Source organism: Veillonellaceae bacterium, assembly GCA_025992895.1.
In the GTDB taxonomy this organism is placed as follows: Bacteria; Bacillota; Negativicutes; order Veillonellales; family Dialisteraceae; genus Dialister.
Window position 1 is genome coordinate 1,050,159 of sequence record DAJPGA010000001.1, and the last position, 17,342, is coordinate 1,067,500.

The window sequence follows — 17,342 nt, forward strand, 5'->3', positions numbered from 1 at the left end:
ATTGGAAATGAGGGAAGGAACTAAGCGCAATGCACTGATGCTGACAGCATTGGTTTTGGGAGCACTTGTGGGAGGAAACACTGCTTCTGCTGCCAATCTGGTGGCAGCAATTCCATCTGATTATGCTCATAGTCAGCTGGGGAGTATTACAGGGTCTAAAGTCACGACCCATGTAGATGCCAAGGCATCCGCAGGAGACCTGACAGGGCTTAATCAAGATCCAGCTCTGTATCCTTTGTGGGTAAACGGAGAAGGAGACTTGTATCTGCGTCAGTATACATATAGCACTACTGATTTGCTTAATAGCAGGCTGATTAATGGACAGGGAGAATGGGATGATACATCCGCCCCGTCAGGAAAAATTACTGCGGTAGCAAATGCTCATGCAGCTGCAGGATATAACGGATACGTGTATGCAACTGGTTATGACAATGGGAAAATTGGTGCAGCGACTCTTGAGGGTACTGAATTAAAAGAAAATACGGATAATGTTGTAAACCTGAAGGAAGATATTATTAAGTATACTGCAGATGGCGCAGCAGCCGGTTATACAGATGCTACAGCAATGCACGGAGAGGGGCTTATTACAACTCTTGATGATGGTTATCTCTATGCGGCTGTTAATGTAAATAAACAGGGAGGATATGACGATTACGATAATGGCTATCTTATGCAGTATAAAATTGGCTCTGATGGAAAACTAACATATTCCTCGTATTCACGAATCGGGAAAAATACAGATTCTGTGCGAATTAATCAATATAATAATCAATTTGTTTTGAGTGCCATTGGTGGATATCAGAATTTTGGATCCGGTAACGCGGATACTGCAATTACCATCAATAAAGTTGCCTCGCCTGGTAAATTAAATCCTACATCTACTGTAATTCGGAAACCGGATTACGTGCCTTACGATTTCAGGGATGTAAAGGTGCTCCCAAATGGTACTGTGTATATCCTCACCTATAATATTGGTGATGGTGGCAGTGCCATCAATTCCAAAGTGTATAAAACTACGATGGCCAATTTAACGAATGGGAACAAGGAGCAGTGGGAGGAAATCATTAGCGGTTCCCAGGAAGGCTGGTTCGGTAAACTTAACGCAGAATACTACACTAAACGTTTATGGCTGGAAATGGGAAATACCTTGTCTGTATATACGGATGGCAGTACAACTCCTGCGTATACTTGGGAAAGCAAAGATTTTTCGACGGATCAGCAGTTCTATCAGTTCAATTCTGTTGCCATGATTCCTTCAGATCGTATTAATGGAGATTTGGTCCAGCTTACAATGTATAATCCGGAAGGACTTACATCCTCTTCGGAAAGTGCAATGGAAATCATTAATCCTGATACCTCTTTGGCAACGCCTACGAGACATATAGAAATTACAGGTGTGGAGGCAAAAGATAAGGGTACCTATGCTTCTGAAACCACTGATTACAGCACATATACATTTACAAAAGATGAAGTTGTTGGCGTAGGAATTACCCGGACAGGAGATCTCAAAAATAATATCTCAGCAGATATTTATGCATCTGATGGTAATGACATAACGGTAAATGCCGGAGACCATACTCTGACACTTTGGGCAAATAATTATGTCAGCAGTCCGGTCGGTGTTTATGCGGGTAAAGGAAAGAGCGTCACAATTAATGCAGCACAGACAAATATTGTTACCAGCGGATATGAAAACGGAAATTCATTAACAAATGCTATTTGGAATGATGCTGCAAAAGATGCTGCAAGCAGCATTACCATTAACGGGGATACCAATATTGCCATGAAAGGCGGATATGGCGGTAATGGTATTGCTATCCAGAAGACAGACCGCTGGGGCGAGGCTAGTAATGAAACTACGCAAACATCTAAAATTACTCTTAATGGAGATGTTGTTATTGCGGGAGAAAATGAAGATACTTGGGGAATTCCTGCTAATAAGGAAAATGTTTATTCCCGCTTTAATAATTCCGGTATTCTTACGTCTGTCGATAAGAGTGAAGTAACGGTAACTGGAAACGCGAAATTATCTGTGTATGGCAATGGTATTACTACCAATGCAAAAGATAGCAAGGTATCTATTGGTGGTGGTCATATAGTAGTTCCGAAAAACACTAATTATGGATACTATACGTTGGGGGCTTACCAGGGGACAATTAATGTTAATACAGGTACAACCGGGAATAGCCCGGGAGCAAATACCGTGCAGCTTGATGGGGATATCTTTGCTCTTGATACCGGTACCGTCAACGCAGCCCTGACCACGGCAGATTCTTACTTGAATGGTATTGTTGATAATGGTGGCACTGCAAACGTATGGCTTCAAAATGGTGCTGAATGGTTTAATGCTGCCAACAATACCCGCTACAAGAATGACAACGAGGATGTTGGTGCGGGTGGAAAAAGCCTTGTAACGAAACTGGTTGGCGGCACAAGTGAATCAACAGCAGGAAATATTTTCCAGAACGACAGCAATCCTCTGACAATCGATAATTACAGCGGGTATGCAAATATTTACTATGCACATACCAGTGACGGTACGAATGCTTCTGATTATGCAGCCGGCGATACCGTTATAAAAAAGGCAGCATCGGGATCTGCTGTAAATATGATTACTGCCAACAACGGAATTAATATGCAGGATACCGATCAGGTGGCTGGTGCATTGAACACACTGGCAGGGAAATTAACATACAGCGGCTTTGGCAACGGTGAAAACAATTTGACAGGGAAAGTCAAGATAGCAGATGGCTTAACGGCTTCATCTGCTGCACTGAAAACAGGAGATATTGTTTTCTCTGATGGCACAGGCAAGGGAACCTATGTAAAATCAGATGATAATGAAGGCGGTGCTATTACCGAAACAACTACATTGACTAATGATTACACAGCCACTGCTTCGGAAAAGAATGTACAAGGCAGCGGTAGCTCCATGCTCATCTCGGCTCTTTATGCTGGCAGCAGTGAAACCGCATCTAAAGAAAAGCCGATGGTAGTTGATATGAATGGACACAACTTAACATTGAATGCACAAGGAGACGGCGGAGTAGCCAGTGCCATTGTTTTGGGAGCAAATCAGTCTATTCAAATCAAGAACTCAGATTCGAAGAAACAGTTGACCTTGAAGGCAAGCCATCCTGATGATACGAGAGCAGTGAACGGCATTTATGTTGGCGGCAATAATTCCAGTCTTACTATTGATAATCCGGTTGTCATTGAAGCATTAAGCAATACCGGGAGAAGCGGAGTTGTTGGAATTAATGTCCTTGGAGGTGGCAGCGCTGGCAGTGACAGCGCGATTGATGTAATCATTAATGGGCCGCTTACGATTAAAGGAGCTTCCAGTAAAAATATTAGCGCGCAAACCCCGGCTAATGCAGGCATTAAAACAGTAGCTAATGGAAGTGCCGTAACTGTCAATGGCAGTGTCGATATTGAGCATGTCAAAGGAGCAGCACTATACACGGTTGGCGCAGATTCTACGATTTCCGTAGCAGGTGGCTCTATAACGGCTGAAGCTAATCCTGAGCATGATAAAAACTATTCTGCTGTCAGAGTAGACAAAGGAACAGTCAATCTGAATATGGAGGAAGGGCAGCCTGGCTCTAATGTTACTAATGTAGTAGGGGATTTCTACCTGACAAAAGAATATGGAAAGAAAGTTGTAGAATATTCTGGCGGGGAACTGATAGATTTCGAAAACAGCGGGGTTATTAACGCTGCATTTACCACAGGCGATTCTTCCTGGACCGGGGCCATGACTTATATTGTTGATAAAGATGATTATGGCAGTGGTGGCTATACAGCACATGATGCAGGTAATTTTAATCTTTGGCTGCAGAATGGTGCCATCTGGAATAATGAGGTACAGGGAGGCATTACCCCTGATGAAAGTCAGAGAAATACCTTTAACGGTTCTCATGTTCTGAACTTTACAGGCGGTACAGAAGGACATGAAGGAAACATCTTCCAGAAGGATGCAAAAACTCTTACTATCGATAATTACAGTGGAAGCACTAATATTTTCTACGCTCATACTGATGATGGCACAACGGCTGATGATTATGCAGCTGGCGATACCATTATAAATAAAGCAGCAACAGGTTCTGCTGTAAATATGATTACTGACAGCAGCAATATTACTACCACTGATGATGAACAGGTAGCAGCCGTCCTTAACACTTTGGCAGGGAAATTAACATACAGTGCTTTTGCCAGCGGCGAAAAGAATTTGACGGGAACGGTAAAGATTGCTGAAGGACTTACCGCTTCGTCTGCTGAAGTTAAGACGGGAGATATTACGTTCCAGGAAAGTAATGGGAAAGGCAGTTATGTAGTTCCTTCGAAAAGATTAATCTTTAACACCCCAATCACTGGTCAAGATGATATAGATACGGAATATGTCAATGCAGGTGTCCTGAAAAATGATCTGTATACATTCGATAAGGACAGTCAGATTTTAATTTCTGAGAGTGCAGCAACAACGAGCATTGGAACGGAAGACGAAAAAAATGTTGTGGGGGGCATTTTAGGTAATGGAAATTCAATTAACATTGATGCGAGTGGGCAGGACCTTTCAATTTCTTCTGAAGAGCAACCGTCGGATAGTCAGGGAATTTATGGTGTATATACAAATGACGACCTTACTATAACTGCAGATAATCTTAATATAAACACCACATCTACTGCTGATAATAGTGCTGATCGTGGAGTTCTTGTAGAGGATGGTGGTGTTCTTACTGTTAATGGGAATATGAACATAGCAGTCAATGTTTCAGAAGATAATGAAGAATATATTTATGGTATTAATAGTTATGATTATGATGGGGCTGGTGGTAAAGTAACTGTTAATGGAAAAGCAAATATAGCAATTGCTAATGCAGCATCGGGTGCTGCCATAAGAACAGAAAATGACGCAAATAATGATAATGTTGTTACTATTGAATCGGCAAATATTACGGGTCCAACAGATAGTAGCAGTTCATTCTTAGCGATTGAGAATGTTGGCGGCACTATTAATGTAGGGATGAATTCAGATATAACAGCAAGTAATGGTAAGGATGTCACAATTACAGGCAATGTTAGCGATATGTATGGTGTTACAAATTTAGGGTTAGGGACAAAAGATTCCTTCTTAAAGGGAATTATATCCAACCGAGAGGACATGTTCGAGGGCACTGTCAATCTCTATATGAACAACGGTGCCATTTGGATAAATGAATTAAAAAATAATTTTGAGGATGATAGCGGCGAAGATTTTGCTGGTAGCCAGGTTACAAATTTCTTTGGCGGGAGCAGTGAATCAACCGCAGGAAATATCTTCCAGGATGACAGCAATCCACTGACAATTGATAATTACAGCGGATACGCCAATATTTACTATGCCCATACCAACCATGGGGAAGATGCATCGGATTACTCCGCTGGCGATACTATTATTAAGAAAGCTAAAACGGGATCGGCAGTTACATTAATTACTGACAACACTGGAATCAGCGTCAATGATGTAGACTCTGTCGCCAAAGTATTGAATTCTTTGGCCGGAAAACTGACTTATAGCGAATACGCTTCTGGGGTTAAAAATCTGACTGGTACGGTGAAAATTGCAGATGGTCTTACCGCTTCTTCCGCTGAAGTTAAGGTTGGAAATATCACATTCCAGGACAGTGACGGCAAAGGGACTTATAAATCTAATGGTTCTATAATTCCGGATTCTCAGACCAATTCAACTTTTACCACACCTATTACTGGCAATTCTGATGCAGATACAGAATATGTCAATGCAGGTGTTCTTAAAAATGACCTGTATACATTTACCAAAGACAGTCAGATTGTAATTGCTGGAGATTCAGATGTTACAAAGGTGGGTTATTACAAAGCAGTAGGCGGTATTTTAGGCCAGAATTCTAATGTTACCATAGATGCAGCAGGAAAGACTCTTTCCATTTCCTCTGTTACTCCGGTAGCCGCTTCTGAGGCAACTTATGGTGCATATACTGGTAAGGAAGCTGTTGTTACTGCAGATAAACTTAAAATAGAAACTGTTACTAATGGGAATGGCAATCGTGGTATTTTCGCTGATAGTAATGCAAGCTTTACAATAAACGGAGATGCAGATATAAAAGTCAGTGACACCAGCAATGGCAGTACTTATGGTATTTATTCTTACAGAAATGCCAACGTTTCTGTTAATGGTGATGTAACGATGAAAGGGGATGGCACAGGCGACGCACAGTATGGCGTATACTCTGCAAGCAAACCGAGCTATTCAATGCCAACCGGCATTTATACCTATAGCGGCAAGGTGAATATTAAAGGTAACGCTGATTTAGCGGTTAAGGGGGTCGCTGTTGATGCAAGGAGTGATGGTGAGATTATCATTGAATCTGCTAATATAGTGACTCCTGCAGACGAGGAAACGGATTATAAGGCAATCAGCGCTGGCGGAGGTACCGTAACTATAGGAATGAATAAAGAAGTTACGAAAGCCAATGGCGAAGATGTCAAAATTGTCGGAAATATTTATGCTACAGGTACAGTTAACTTGGGACTTGGTTCCGGCCAATCTGCTTTAAAAGGCGTCATAGAAAATAGCGATGGTACAACCAAACTTTTCATGGAGAATGGAGCTTCTTGGAATAATGTTATGGTGGGGCATCCGGGAGCATTTAGTGGAAGCCATCTGACTAGTATTAATGCAGGATCTTCTGCAGATACAGCAGGAAATATCTTCCAGAATGACGGCAATACTCTGACGATTGATAATTACAGCGGGTATGCAAATATTTACTATGCACATACCAGTGACGGTACGGAGGCTGCTGATTATGCGGCTGGCGATACCGTTATAAAAAAGGCAGCATCGGGATCTGCCGTAAATATGATTACTGCCAACAACGGAATTAACATGCAGGATACTGATAAGGTGGCTGATGCATTGAACGCACTGGCAGGGAAATTAACATACAGCGGCTTTGCCAGCGGCGAAAAGAATTTGACCGGGAAAGTAAAGATAGCGGACGGCTTAACAGCATCCTCTGCGGTACTGAAAACGGGAGATATTACTTTCGCTGATGATACAGGCAAGGGAACCTACGTAAAACCAGTGGTCCCGATTGAACCCAAGTCTGAATTTTCAACGGCAATTACCGGTGATAAAGCTGTAGATACAGAGTACGTGCATGCAGGCGTCCTTGATGACAGTAATATCTATAATTTCACAGAAGATAAAACAACCATTGATGTCGAGACGGGTTATTCTATTCCAGGCGGACCTTGGATGAGCAAGATTACTGCTTTGGTCTCTGGGAAAGATGATTCGCATTCTGTTGATGTTAATATGAACGGTCACGATCTTACGTTGAGGAGCAGTAATTCTACAGTTGGTATTGCGGCTATTGGTAAAGGAAAGGTAGAAGTTAATAATGCCGGAGCGATTGATATCGATGTAGACACTAGTGGGCGTGCAGCACTTTATGCAAATGGTGGCGGTACGATTGTTGTACATAACGGCGGAGATAATCTTGAAAATAAAGTTCTGAAAGTAAGAGCTGAAGGATCGACTCCGCTGAATACAGCTGTTATCAAAACCATGAATGGAGTAAATAATGTACATTCTTCTATTACGATTGACGGTCTGGTGGATGTCGTAGCTGATGGTGAAACTGCGAATGAAGCAGTAAGTGCCGTTGCTTCTAATATTGAAATCGGCGGAGGACATATTGAAGCGAAAAATGGCGCTTGGGCAGCTATCCGTGCTTATGGTGAATTTGTAAGCCAGAATTATGGTATTGTTAATGTTAATGTAGCTAAAGACCAGAACGGAAATATCATTGGCTCCGGCGAAAACAAGACTACGATCATCGGTGATATCGTGACTAATGGCGGCATGGGAACTAAAGGTAAAATCAGTGTTGGACTTAATGGCAAGGATTCTTACTGGAAAGGCAATTATGCCGATACCAGAGGTTACGGAGTCACACCGGGGATCGAAGGCGCGGTAAACCTTTATATGGAAAACGGATCTCATTGGCTTGGCTTTGGCAACGGCACTATGAATGTAAATATGAGTGGGAAGGATACCTATTGGACAGGATTCAGTATCGCAAGGAATAATGGATTGCGGCTGACCCTGAATGATGGAGCTGTCTGGTATAATGCTTTTTCCAAAGGACAGACGGATAAGGATGGAAATCTGACTGTCAGCAGGGTCACAAACCTCTCCGGCAATGGCGGTATTATTGACATGAGTGGGAGCAAAGGAATCTATGTCGCTGACAGTACCAGCCTGAGCGGTTCTCCCACAAAGGCAGGGGCTTCCGGCTTCGCTAAAGATGACTCGAAAACCGAGACTGGTAATGCCTTCATAGAAAAATACAGCGGAAATCATACTGTTATTTATAAAGATAACAGCTTCATTGATAACACAGAAAGGGAACATGCGTTACTGTATGGAAATAAAGAAGCCCATATTGCTGGCGGTACTTTCACCATTTTCAAGGCGGATGCAGGTTCTGCAATCACGCTTCTTACTGGTAACAATGGAATCAATACTTCCGCAGATGCTACTTATGTTGAGAAAAACCAGTTGAATGATACATTAAATAAACTGGCCGAGAAGTTATTCTATACAGCTAACGATGGAAATCTTTCCGGTAAAGTAGGTATTGCATCAGGGCTGACATCTTCTGCAGCTTATGCAGTAGTAAAGAGCGGAGACATTACCTTTAAGGATAAAGGCCAGGGATCCTATGTATATGACCTGGTTAAGCCATCCGAGCAGGCCGTCAATCCGATTGATAAAGTAATAGACGGAAGCAAGGATTCTCAAAATTATTATGAAGATATCGGTATTTACAACAAAAATAAAAATTCCTACAATTTCACAAAGACACCGTCTGATATAACTGCATCTGATAAGACTGATGGCGTAGTTCATGCTAAAGACGGAAATCTGAACATCAAGGCTAATGATACAATCAACATCAGTGCAGGAGATAATGGCGTAGGTGTAGCGGCTGAAAACGGCAAGAAAGTTATTCTTAGTGGTATAACCAATATTACAGCTTCGAAAGCATTGGATGCGAATGGTGAAGAATCTGCAATCAATATGGAAGCAGGTCATGTAAGAGGTACGGTAACTGCAGAAAATGGTGGTAAAATCACCATGGATGGTGCAGAAGTAACCGGCGATATTACTGTGGCTGATGAAAAATCTTCCTTGAACGGTACGTTTAAAGGAGGAAATGGTATTCAGGGCAAAGTAACTAATAATGGCGAAGCAGTGCTCACGTTTACCGAAGGGGCAAACTGGACAGGTAATTCTGCAGGTACAGGATCCACAAATGTGGATATCGACAAAGGGTCTGTCTGGACAGGTGCATCTGCTAATAAAGGAACCAACCTTGACCTCAAGGGAACCTGGAAACAAACCGGTGAGTCTGCAGTGGGTCAGGTAATTTCTGATAACGGTACACTGGACAAGACAGATTCGTCCTCTGGCAAGACAAGTATCCAGAAACTCTCTGGTGAATTAAATGTCACCTATGGACATAATGAAAGCGATCCGACCAGGATCATTGGAGGTGATACAGTAGTAGCTTCTGCTGCTAGCGGGTCAAAGATTAATTTAATTACTGATAGCAAGGGACTCAAGCTGGACAGTAATAGAGCAGCAGCCAAGAATCAAGTCAGCGAAACACTGAACCAGCTGGCTCATAAGCTGACTTACACAGCGGATGATAACAATCTGGAGGGGAAGGTAAAAATTGCCGAAGGCCTGACTTCTGCATCAGCTGCTATGAAGGCAGAAAATATCACCTTTGACAAAAACGGTGTAGGTTCATTCGTTTATGATCCAGTTAAGAATGGGTTGGATATTGAATACGGTTCCGAAGAAACCCAGATGATGAGAGGCACCAAGTCGGCTCTCTTTGGCGCAGCCATGATGTGGAGATCGAATAGCAATGATCTCCAGCGGAGAATGGGTGATATACGACTGGGGCAGGAGGAGTCCGGCGTATGGGCTAAGTACATAGGCGGCAAGAACGAATTCAACAGTCAGAGTACTTACATGAATCAGAGCTATGATATTGCTCAGGCTGGCTATGATAGGAAAGCAGGTGATTGGACAGTCGGTATTGCTTTGGATCATGGAACCGGTGATGTACATTACACCGGCGGCAAGGGTGATGAAAAGATGACAACTCTTGCTGTATATGGAACCAAGGTATCCGATGATGGCAAATATGTAGATATTATCATAAAATCTGGCAAAGTCAGCAATGATTTTGAAGTAAGCAATGAAATCGGCAACGAGCTTTCCGGAGATTACGATACTTGGGGAAGCAGCTTGTCCGCAGAATTCGGCAAACGCTTTATCAAGGATAATGGATTCTATTTGGATCCATCTGTAGAATTTACCATAAGCAGACTGAACGGCAAGAGCTTCACAGGTCATAGTGATCTTGGAGAACTTGCAGTCAGACAGCATGCATTCAACAGCGCTATCGGCAGGATCGGGTTAGGCATTGGCAGACAAACGGCAAAGAGCAATCTGTATGCTAAGGCTTCCCTGGCTCATGAGTTTGGTGGCAACTTCAGGACAGACTTTTCTGCAGATGATGGTGGTGCAAAGGGGACTAAGATTGATTTGCAGGATACCTGGATGGACCTCGAACTTGGCGGCAGCTATTCGCTGAATAAGAATGTATATCTATATGCAAACTACACACGCTCCTTTGGCGCAGAAATGAGCACAGAATGGAGAGCGGACGTAGGAGTTCGCTATTCTTTCTAGCAGGTAAGATGCGGAAGCGATTCCTCCTATTCTAATATGATGTACTCGCCGCTTCTGCTCTTATAGGTAAATCTTCATGTTATTTCTTCCCGTATGAGGTTTACCATTATTTTCCTTTTCATTTGGTAGAGAGGAAATTGAAGATTTCATCTTTCAATTTCCTCTTTATCAATTCTTTTTTTATATGTGGAGAGAATGTCGAGCGATAATACTGGACTTTACGTTTTCTGGTGGATTTAACCAGGGAATCATCGTTTCCTGAAAGTTAGTTTAATAGTTTGGATGATATAAGTGAAAAACAGAGAAATCGGCATTTCATTACAGGGATGAAAGTGAATGAGAGGGAAGTCTATTTTTAGAAAGGAAATTTTAGTATGCATAAAAAGATAATAGCTTTTGTATTGTGTGGTTTACTTTCTGGCTCATCGGTCTGTGTCATGGCAGAAGAAGCTTCATCTACACCAGCAGAACCCACGAAAGCAATGCAGATTGATCCGACATTAACAAATATGACAATGCCTTATCCAGATCCTGATACGATTCTGCCTGCAGCACCCAAGGTGCCAGAGGGTGGCATCAAAAATGTTTCAAGCTTTATGGAATATGGGAAGGAAGTAGATGCTTATGTAAAGGTGGCCCAACAGTATATTGATGGCGCAACCAATGATGCTAATGATATCATCCGCAAGCGAAATGCAGCGGCTGAAGAGGCGCAGAAAGTTGTGAATGCTTATAATGCACAAGTGGAAGCAGCTAATAATGCAAAATGAAATGTTATTCCTATATATAAGTAAAATAAAATAAAATTGGCGGTAAGTATGTAAAGAGCATCTGGATATCAGGTGCTCTTTTTTCGTTAAAAGAATTCTTTGACACATAATATCCTGTGAAAGGGGCAGTTATTTACAAGCCTCTTACAAAGTAGACGTAAATTAGACGCATCTCCCTCTTTGGTTTTTACAACCGTTCGATAAACTAAAACCATCATAAAAACAATTAAAACAAGCAAGTCATTTCAAGGAGGACAAAAATGGAACTTAAAAAATGGATGGCACTGGCAGTATCTTCAGCAGCAATCGTAGCAGTCGCAGGATGCGGCGGCGGAAACTCCGCACCTGCTAAGAGCGGCGCTGCTTCTGGAGCAAAGGTTACCGGTCAGGTCACCGTTTCCGGTTCTTCTGCACTTCTTCCGCTCGCGAAGGATGCAGCAGCAAAGTTCAAGACAAAGAACCCTGAAGTTTCTCTGACACTGAATGCAGGCGGCTCGGGCACAGGTCTGAAACAGGTTGCTGAAGGATCCGTAAACATCGGCATGTCCGACGTACCGGCTGAAACAAAGCTCCCGAAGGAAAAAGCAAAAGACCTGGTTGACCACAAGGTCGCTGTCCTGACCGTAGCACCGGTTGTCAACAAGGATGTCGCTGAAACTGTTAAGTCCCTGACCAAACAGCAGCTGCAGGACGTATTCACAGCTAAGGTAACCAACTGGAAAGATGTTGGCGGCCCAGATGAACCGATCGTTCTCGTAACCCGTCCGACCACCTCCGGCACCAGAGCACTCTTCACTGAACTGGCTCTCGGCGGCAAGGAAGAAGCTTCCAACAAGTCCCTGGAAACCGACGACTCCGGCACACTGATGCAGAGCGTTGCTCAGACCAAGGGTGCTATCGGATACGTAGCACTGTCCTACCTCGTCAGCAATAAAGACGTTGCAGCAATCGCTATCGACGGTGTAGCTCCGACACTGGAAAACACCTACAACGGCACCTACCCGGTATACGGCTATGAACACATGTACACCAAGGGCGAAGCTAAAGACGCAGTCAAAGCATTCCTTGACTACATCCAGTCCGATGAATATGGCCATGAAATCGAAAAACAGGGCTACGGCGTAGCTTCCAAGATGAAGAAATAATCCGGCCTCGGAAACACCTTACTGAAGAGTCATAAAACCGTACAGAACACAGAAGAGCGGCTGCACAAATGTGCGGCTGCCCTTCCTGTTTATAAAGAAAAATTCATTTATGTAAATTATTAATATAATAAAGGAAAGTTAGAGACAAAAGGAGTTCTTATGGATCAAAATATGCGGCAGCAGCACATGTTCCGCAGAGAATATTTCGGGAAGAGCGTGGCAGTCCTCTGCGGCATGTTCCTCATCGTGCTGACAATTGCTATCGGCGCCTTCCTTCTGGCGAAAGGGATGCTGACCTTTACCCAGTTCCATCATTCTATCGGAGAATTCCTCTTTTCATCCGCATGGAAACCATCAGATACTGAAATGGGCGGCGGCCAGGTCGGCGCAGCCATCTACATCTGGGGTTCCATCCTGACCTGTACCTTGGCACTTGTCATTTCCGTACCATTCAGCCTGGCAACTGCTGTATTCATGACACAGATCGCACCGAAGCTCGGCGAAAGAATCATCCGTCCGGCTGTTGAAATCTTCGTCGGTATTCCATCCGTCGTTTATGGCTGGGTCGGCCTCGTCGTACTCGTTCCTCTGCTCCAGAGAATATTCGACCTGCCGCACGGCCAGTCCGTACTGGCAGCCGGCATCGTGCTCTCCGTCATGATTTACCCGACAATTACCTCGGTTTCCGCCGATGCGATCCGAAGCGTCAACAACAAATATGTGGAAGGCGCTTACGGACTTGGTTCGACACGCTGGCAGATGATTTACAAAGTCCTTCTCCCGGCTGCCCTCCCAGGCATCCTGACCGCTATCGTCCTCGGCCTTGCAAGAGCCTTCGGCGAAGCACTTGCGGTTTCCATGGTTATCGGCAAGATGAGAGCATTCCCGGACAGCCTCCTGGCTCCGACAAACTCGCTTACAGCAGCCATTGCTTCTGATATGGGCGGCGCAATGGACGGCGGGGAATTCAATGCAGCTCTCTGGTCCATGGCACTCCTGCTCTTTATCATTTCCCTTTTATTCATCCTTGTGATCCACCTGATCGCAGCTAGAAAGGAGAGAATCGCATGACAACCTCAGCCGCAGAAATTAGAGATCCGGCTTCCGAACTGCGCAAGGCAAGCGGTTCGCTCAAAAGAGCGCATCTGGCAGATCAGCTGGCAACAGGCGTATTCTATGTCGTATCCGGCGCATTCGTTTTACTTCTGATTTTCTTTACACTCTATGTAGTCTGGGGCGGTATTCATGCTTTCAGACCTGAAATCTTCTCCTTTGAGGCAACGGGCATCGGCAATCAGTTCTTCAACACCGTATACCTCGTCATTCTTTCCCTTCTGATTTCCTGCCCGATCGGAATCATGGCAGGCGTTTACATGGCAGAATATGCTCCGCCAGGACGCGCAAGCAGTGCTTTCCGCATCGCGATCGAAACACTTTCTTCCCTTCCTTCAATCGTCGTCGGCCTGTTTGGTTACCTGGTATTCATCATCATGGCAGGATCCCAGTGGAATCTGTTCTCCAGCGCGCTTGCTGTATCGATTCTTTCCCTGCCTCTCATTACTGCAACGACATACGATGCTTTCGTAGCACTCCCGAAAGGTTATAAAGAAGGCAGCCTGGCACTCGGAGCTACACACTTCGAAACGATCTGGAAGGTTATGCTTCCGGCGACCGTCGGACCGATTGTAACAGGCATCATCCTGGCAGCCGGCAGAGGCTTCGGCGAAGCAGCAGCCCTTCTTTACACAGCCGGTATGAGTACCGACATCAGCTGGCAGGTATGGGACATCACCTCCCCGGTATGCCCGCTCAACCCGTTCCGTCCTGGCGAAACCCTTTCACTTCAGGTATGGGCAGCCCGCACAGAAGGCGTGGGAGCTTCCGCATCCGATACCGCAGCTGCAGCATCTGCAGTATTAATGGTTATGGTTCTTGTATTCAGCATCGGCGCCCGTCTGGTAAGCCGCTATGTGTCTAAAAAGACAGAAGGAGAAAATTCATGATGACAACTAATGAATCCTTAGCGCTGCGCGCCAATCAGGCAGCAGCAGAAATCTCAGTTTATAACAATATCAGTTTTTCCTGCAGCCATGTAGATCTCTACTACGGCGCTTTCCAGGCACTGAAAGACGTCAACCTGCGTATTGAAAAGAATCAGATTACCGCTCTCATCGGACCATCCGGCTGCGGCAAATCCACATTCCTGCGTACGCTGAACCGCATGAATGACCTCGTTCCGGGCTGCCGCGTAGAAGGGGATATCCTTCTCTCCGGCGTCAATGCATACACTGAAATCGATCCGATCGTTCTCCGCCGTCATGTAGGCATGGTTTTCCAGCAGCCGAACCCGTTCCCGAAGAGCATTTATGACAACGTTGCCTATGGCCCGAGACTCAAAGGCATCACCAAGAAATCTGATCTTGATGAAGTCGTTGAAAAGAGCCTTCGCCAGGCAGCTATCTGGGATGAACTGAAAGACCGTCTCCACAAATCCGCACTTGGACTTTCCGGCGGCCAGCAGCAGCGTCTCTGCATCGCAAGAGCTCTTGCCGTTGAACCTGATGTCCTCCTGTTGGACGAAGCAACATCCGCACTTGACCCGATTTCCACAGCTCATATTGAAGAACTGGCTGTCAAGCTGAAGGAAGAATATACGGTCATCATGGTTACACATAACATGCAGCAGGCACAGCGTATTGCCGACAAGACTGCTTTCTTCTATTTAGGGGAAATGGTTGAATACGGCAATACCGAGAAAATATTCGAACATCCGGAAATGGAAAGAACACAGCGTTATATTTCCGGCAATTTCGGCTGATACTATGGTAGAATATAAGTAGTGACGAACCGGCGGGTTCTATGACTTCGATCGGAAGGCATGGACCGCCGGCTTTCAGTATCTGTTATTTTACGAGGAGACGATTATGCCGTTAATTTACTGCGTAGAAGATGATGAAAGTATCAGGGAACTTGTCAGTTATGCCATGAGAGGGCAGGGATATAAAGTAGAAGGGTTCGGTGATTCGGGCGAATTTTATGAAGCCGTCCAGAAGAACGTGCCCGATCTCATTCTGCTTGACATCATGCTCCCCGGAGAGGACGGACTTTCCATTCTGAAGAAAATCCGCAGCGCAGGCCCGCTGCAGAATGTTCCCGTCATCATGATGACAGCCAAAACTACTGAATTTGATATCGTGCAGGGACTCGATCTCGGCGCCGATGATTATGTAACAAAACCTTTTGGTATTATGGAACTCCTTTCCAGAATACGCTCTGTTCTTAGAAGAACGAAAAAAGCGCCGGAAGCAGGGAGAAAACTTCTTACATACAGCAAGATTTCCGTCGATCAGGAACAGCATATCGTAACTGTTGATGGAAAAGAAGTACAGCTCACATTAAAAGAATTTGACTTATTGTGCTATTTGATATTAAATAAAGGCATCGTTTTATCCCGCGACCAGATTATGCAGGCCGTTTGGGATTCACCCTTCGAGATGGAAAGCAGAACCATTGATATGCATATCATGAGTCTGCGCCAGAAACTCGGGAGCGAAGGCTCTGCCATCCGCACAGTAAGAGGTGTTGGCTACCGTCTGGGGGATCGAAAATCATAAGAAACCAGGAGAGATAAATGAGAGCAAGAGTATATAGGAGTCTCCTATCAATGGGGATTATTTCGGTACTGCTGACGTTTCTGCTGTCTGCCATTCTTTATTATCAGGGCATGCAGGACCAGTTCAGCCATGAAGTCGGTCATTTGACGGAAACAATGGCGCAGGCATTATCGAAATCAGATGAAGCACGAAGTGAAGAGTACCTGGACCGCATGTTCAAGGAGAATCACGGGAAAATGCACATCGTATGGATGAACACAGATGGAACCGTTCTGTATGACAGCAAGCCTGATCCGGGAAGGGATTATCTGACGAATCCTGTCGTTCAGGAAGCGCTCGATAAAGGCAGCGCCTATGAAGTCCATAAGGAAGGCAACGATACGCCGAAGAACTATTATGCGACAATGGCTCCTGATGACACGCTGCTTCGTATATCCGTAGAAAGAACGATCCCTTACAGGGGATTCTCCTCCTATTTACCTGAAATCATCGTATTCCTCCTTGTTTTCATGGTTGGATGCCTCGCGGCTGCCGAGAAGGAGACAGAAAAAATTCTCAGGCCGTTTCATCTTTTGGGAGATCTGGTCCAGCAGATCATGGAAGGCAGGCCCGCTCATAAGCTGCCTGACGATTACAAGGAACTCCAGCCTTTGATTGCAAAGGTGGAAGAACAGCATAATGATATAGAGAACTATCTGGAAGATATCGAGGAAGAAAGAAATACGATCCGCACCGTCGTCGATACGATTGCGGATGGCATTATCCTTTTGAATGAAGACAAGGAAATTGTCGATTACAACAAGACCGTCGAAGAACTCTTCGGACTGAAGGAAGACAAGCGCTTCAGAAGAATCGCAAGCCTTTATCATGACGAAGACTGGCTGCGCGCCATCGGCCGCGCATACCACGCTGAAGGACGCCAGGAATATACCATGACGCTTTTCGGCCGTCCTTACCGTATGGTCATGAACCATATCGAGCTGAATGATGGCGAGGAGAAGGGCCTCCTGATCGT

Annotated in this window: 8 protein-coding genes (1 of these 8 only partly in view); all 8 read left to right on the plus strand. The window is 44.7% G+C overall.

The window, feature by feature from the left end:
- The first annotated feature begins 7 nt into the window (after positions 1 to 7).
- Positions 8 to 10,798: an autotransporter outer membrane beta-barrel domain-containing protein gene (locus OIM03_04360; GenBank protein HJI73513.1), complete on the plus strand. Its 10,791-nt coding sequence runs from the start codon at positions 8 to 10 to the stop codon at positions 10,796 to 10,798.
- 374 nt (positions 10,799 to 11,172) lie between these two features.
- Positions 11,173 to 11,568 carry a hypothetical protein gene (locus OIM03_04365; GenBank protein ID HJI73514.1) on the plus strand — a complete coding sequence of 132 codons (396 nt, stop codon included), beginning with the start codon at positions 11,173 to 11,175 and terminating at the stop codon, positions 11,566 to 11,568.
- A 260-nt stretch (positions 11,569 to 11,828) separates the two neighbouring features.
- A complete protein-coding gene (locus tag OIM03_04370) occupies positions 11,829 to 12,713 on the plus strand; it encodes a phosphate ABC transporter substrate-binding protein (GenBank protein HJI73515.1) in 885 nt (294 codons plus the stop codon).
- A gap of 159 nt (positions 12,714 to 12,872) precedes the next feature.
- A complete protein-coding gene (gene pstC / locus OIM03_04375; protein ID HJI73516.1) occupies positions 12,873 to 13,784 on the plus strand; it encodes a phosphate ABC transporter permease subunit PstC in 912 nt (303 codons plus the stop codon).
- On the plus strand, positions 13,781 to 14,716 hold the full coding sequence (gene pstA, locus OIM03_04380) for a phosphate ABC transporter permease PstA (GenBank protein ID HJI73517.1): 936 nt from the start codon (positions 13,781 to 13,783) through the stop codon (positions 14,714 to 14,716). The genes pstC and pstA overlap by 4 nt, the downstream gene beginning before the upstream one ends.
- Positions 14,713 to 15,531 carry a phosphate ABC transporter ATP-binding protein PstB gene (gene pstB, locus OIM03_04385; GenBank protein ID HJI73518.1) on the plus strand — a complete coding sequence of 273 codons (819 nt, stop codon included), beginning with the start codon at positions 14,713 to 14,715 and terminating at the stop codon, positions 15,529 to 15,531. Before pstA ends, pstB begins: the two co-directional genes overlap by 4 nt.
- A 106-nt stretch (positions 15,532 to 15,637) precedes the next feature.
- Positions 15,638 to 16,327, plus strand: coding sequence for a response regulator transcription factor (locus OIM03_04390; GenBank protein HJI73519.1), 690 nt, complete (start codon positions 15,638 to 15,640; stop codon positions 16,325 to 16,327).
- A 50-nt stretch (positions 16,328 to 16,377) separates the two neighbouring features.
- On the plus strand, positions 16,378 to 17,342 hold the 5' end (the start) of the coding sequence (locus OIM03_04395) for a cell wall metabolism sensor histidine kinase WalK (protein HJI73520.1). It continues 1,003 nt past the right edge of the window; 965 of the gene's 1,968 nt are visible here — the first part of the coding sequence; the start codon lies at positions 16,378 to 16,380; its stop codon lies beyond the right edge, outside the window.

Bases quoted from the DNA above. Each gene is read 5' to 3' on its own strand.
- pstC (HJI73516.1), top strand. From the start codon at position 12,873: ATGGATCAAAATATGCGGCAGCAGCACATGTTCCGCAGAGAATATTTC.
- OIM03_04370 (HJI73515.1), top strand. From the start codon at position 11,829: ATGGAACTTAAAAAATGGATGGCACTGGCAGTATCTTCAGCAGCAATC.
- OIM03_04390 (HJI73519.1), top strand. From the start codon at position 15,638: ATGCCGTTAATTTACTGCGTAGAAGATGATGAAAGTATCAGGGAACTT.
- OIM03_04360 (HJI73513.1), top strand. From the start codon at position 8: ATGAGGGAAGGAACTAAGCGCAATGCACTGATGCTGACAGCATTGGTT.
- pstA (HJI73517.1), top strand. From the start codon at position 13,781: ATGACAACCTCAGCCGCAGAAATTAGAGATCCGGCTTCCGAACTGCGC.
- OIM03_04365 (HJI73514.1), top strand. From the start codon at position 11,173: ATGCATAAAAAGATAATAGCTTTTGTATTGTGTGGTTTACTTTCTGGC.
- pstB (HJI73518.1), top strand. From the start codon at position 14,713: ATGATGACAACTAATGAATCCTTAGCGCTGCGCGCCAATCAGGCAGCA.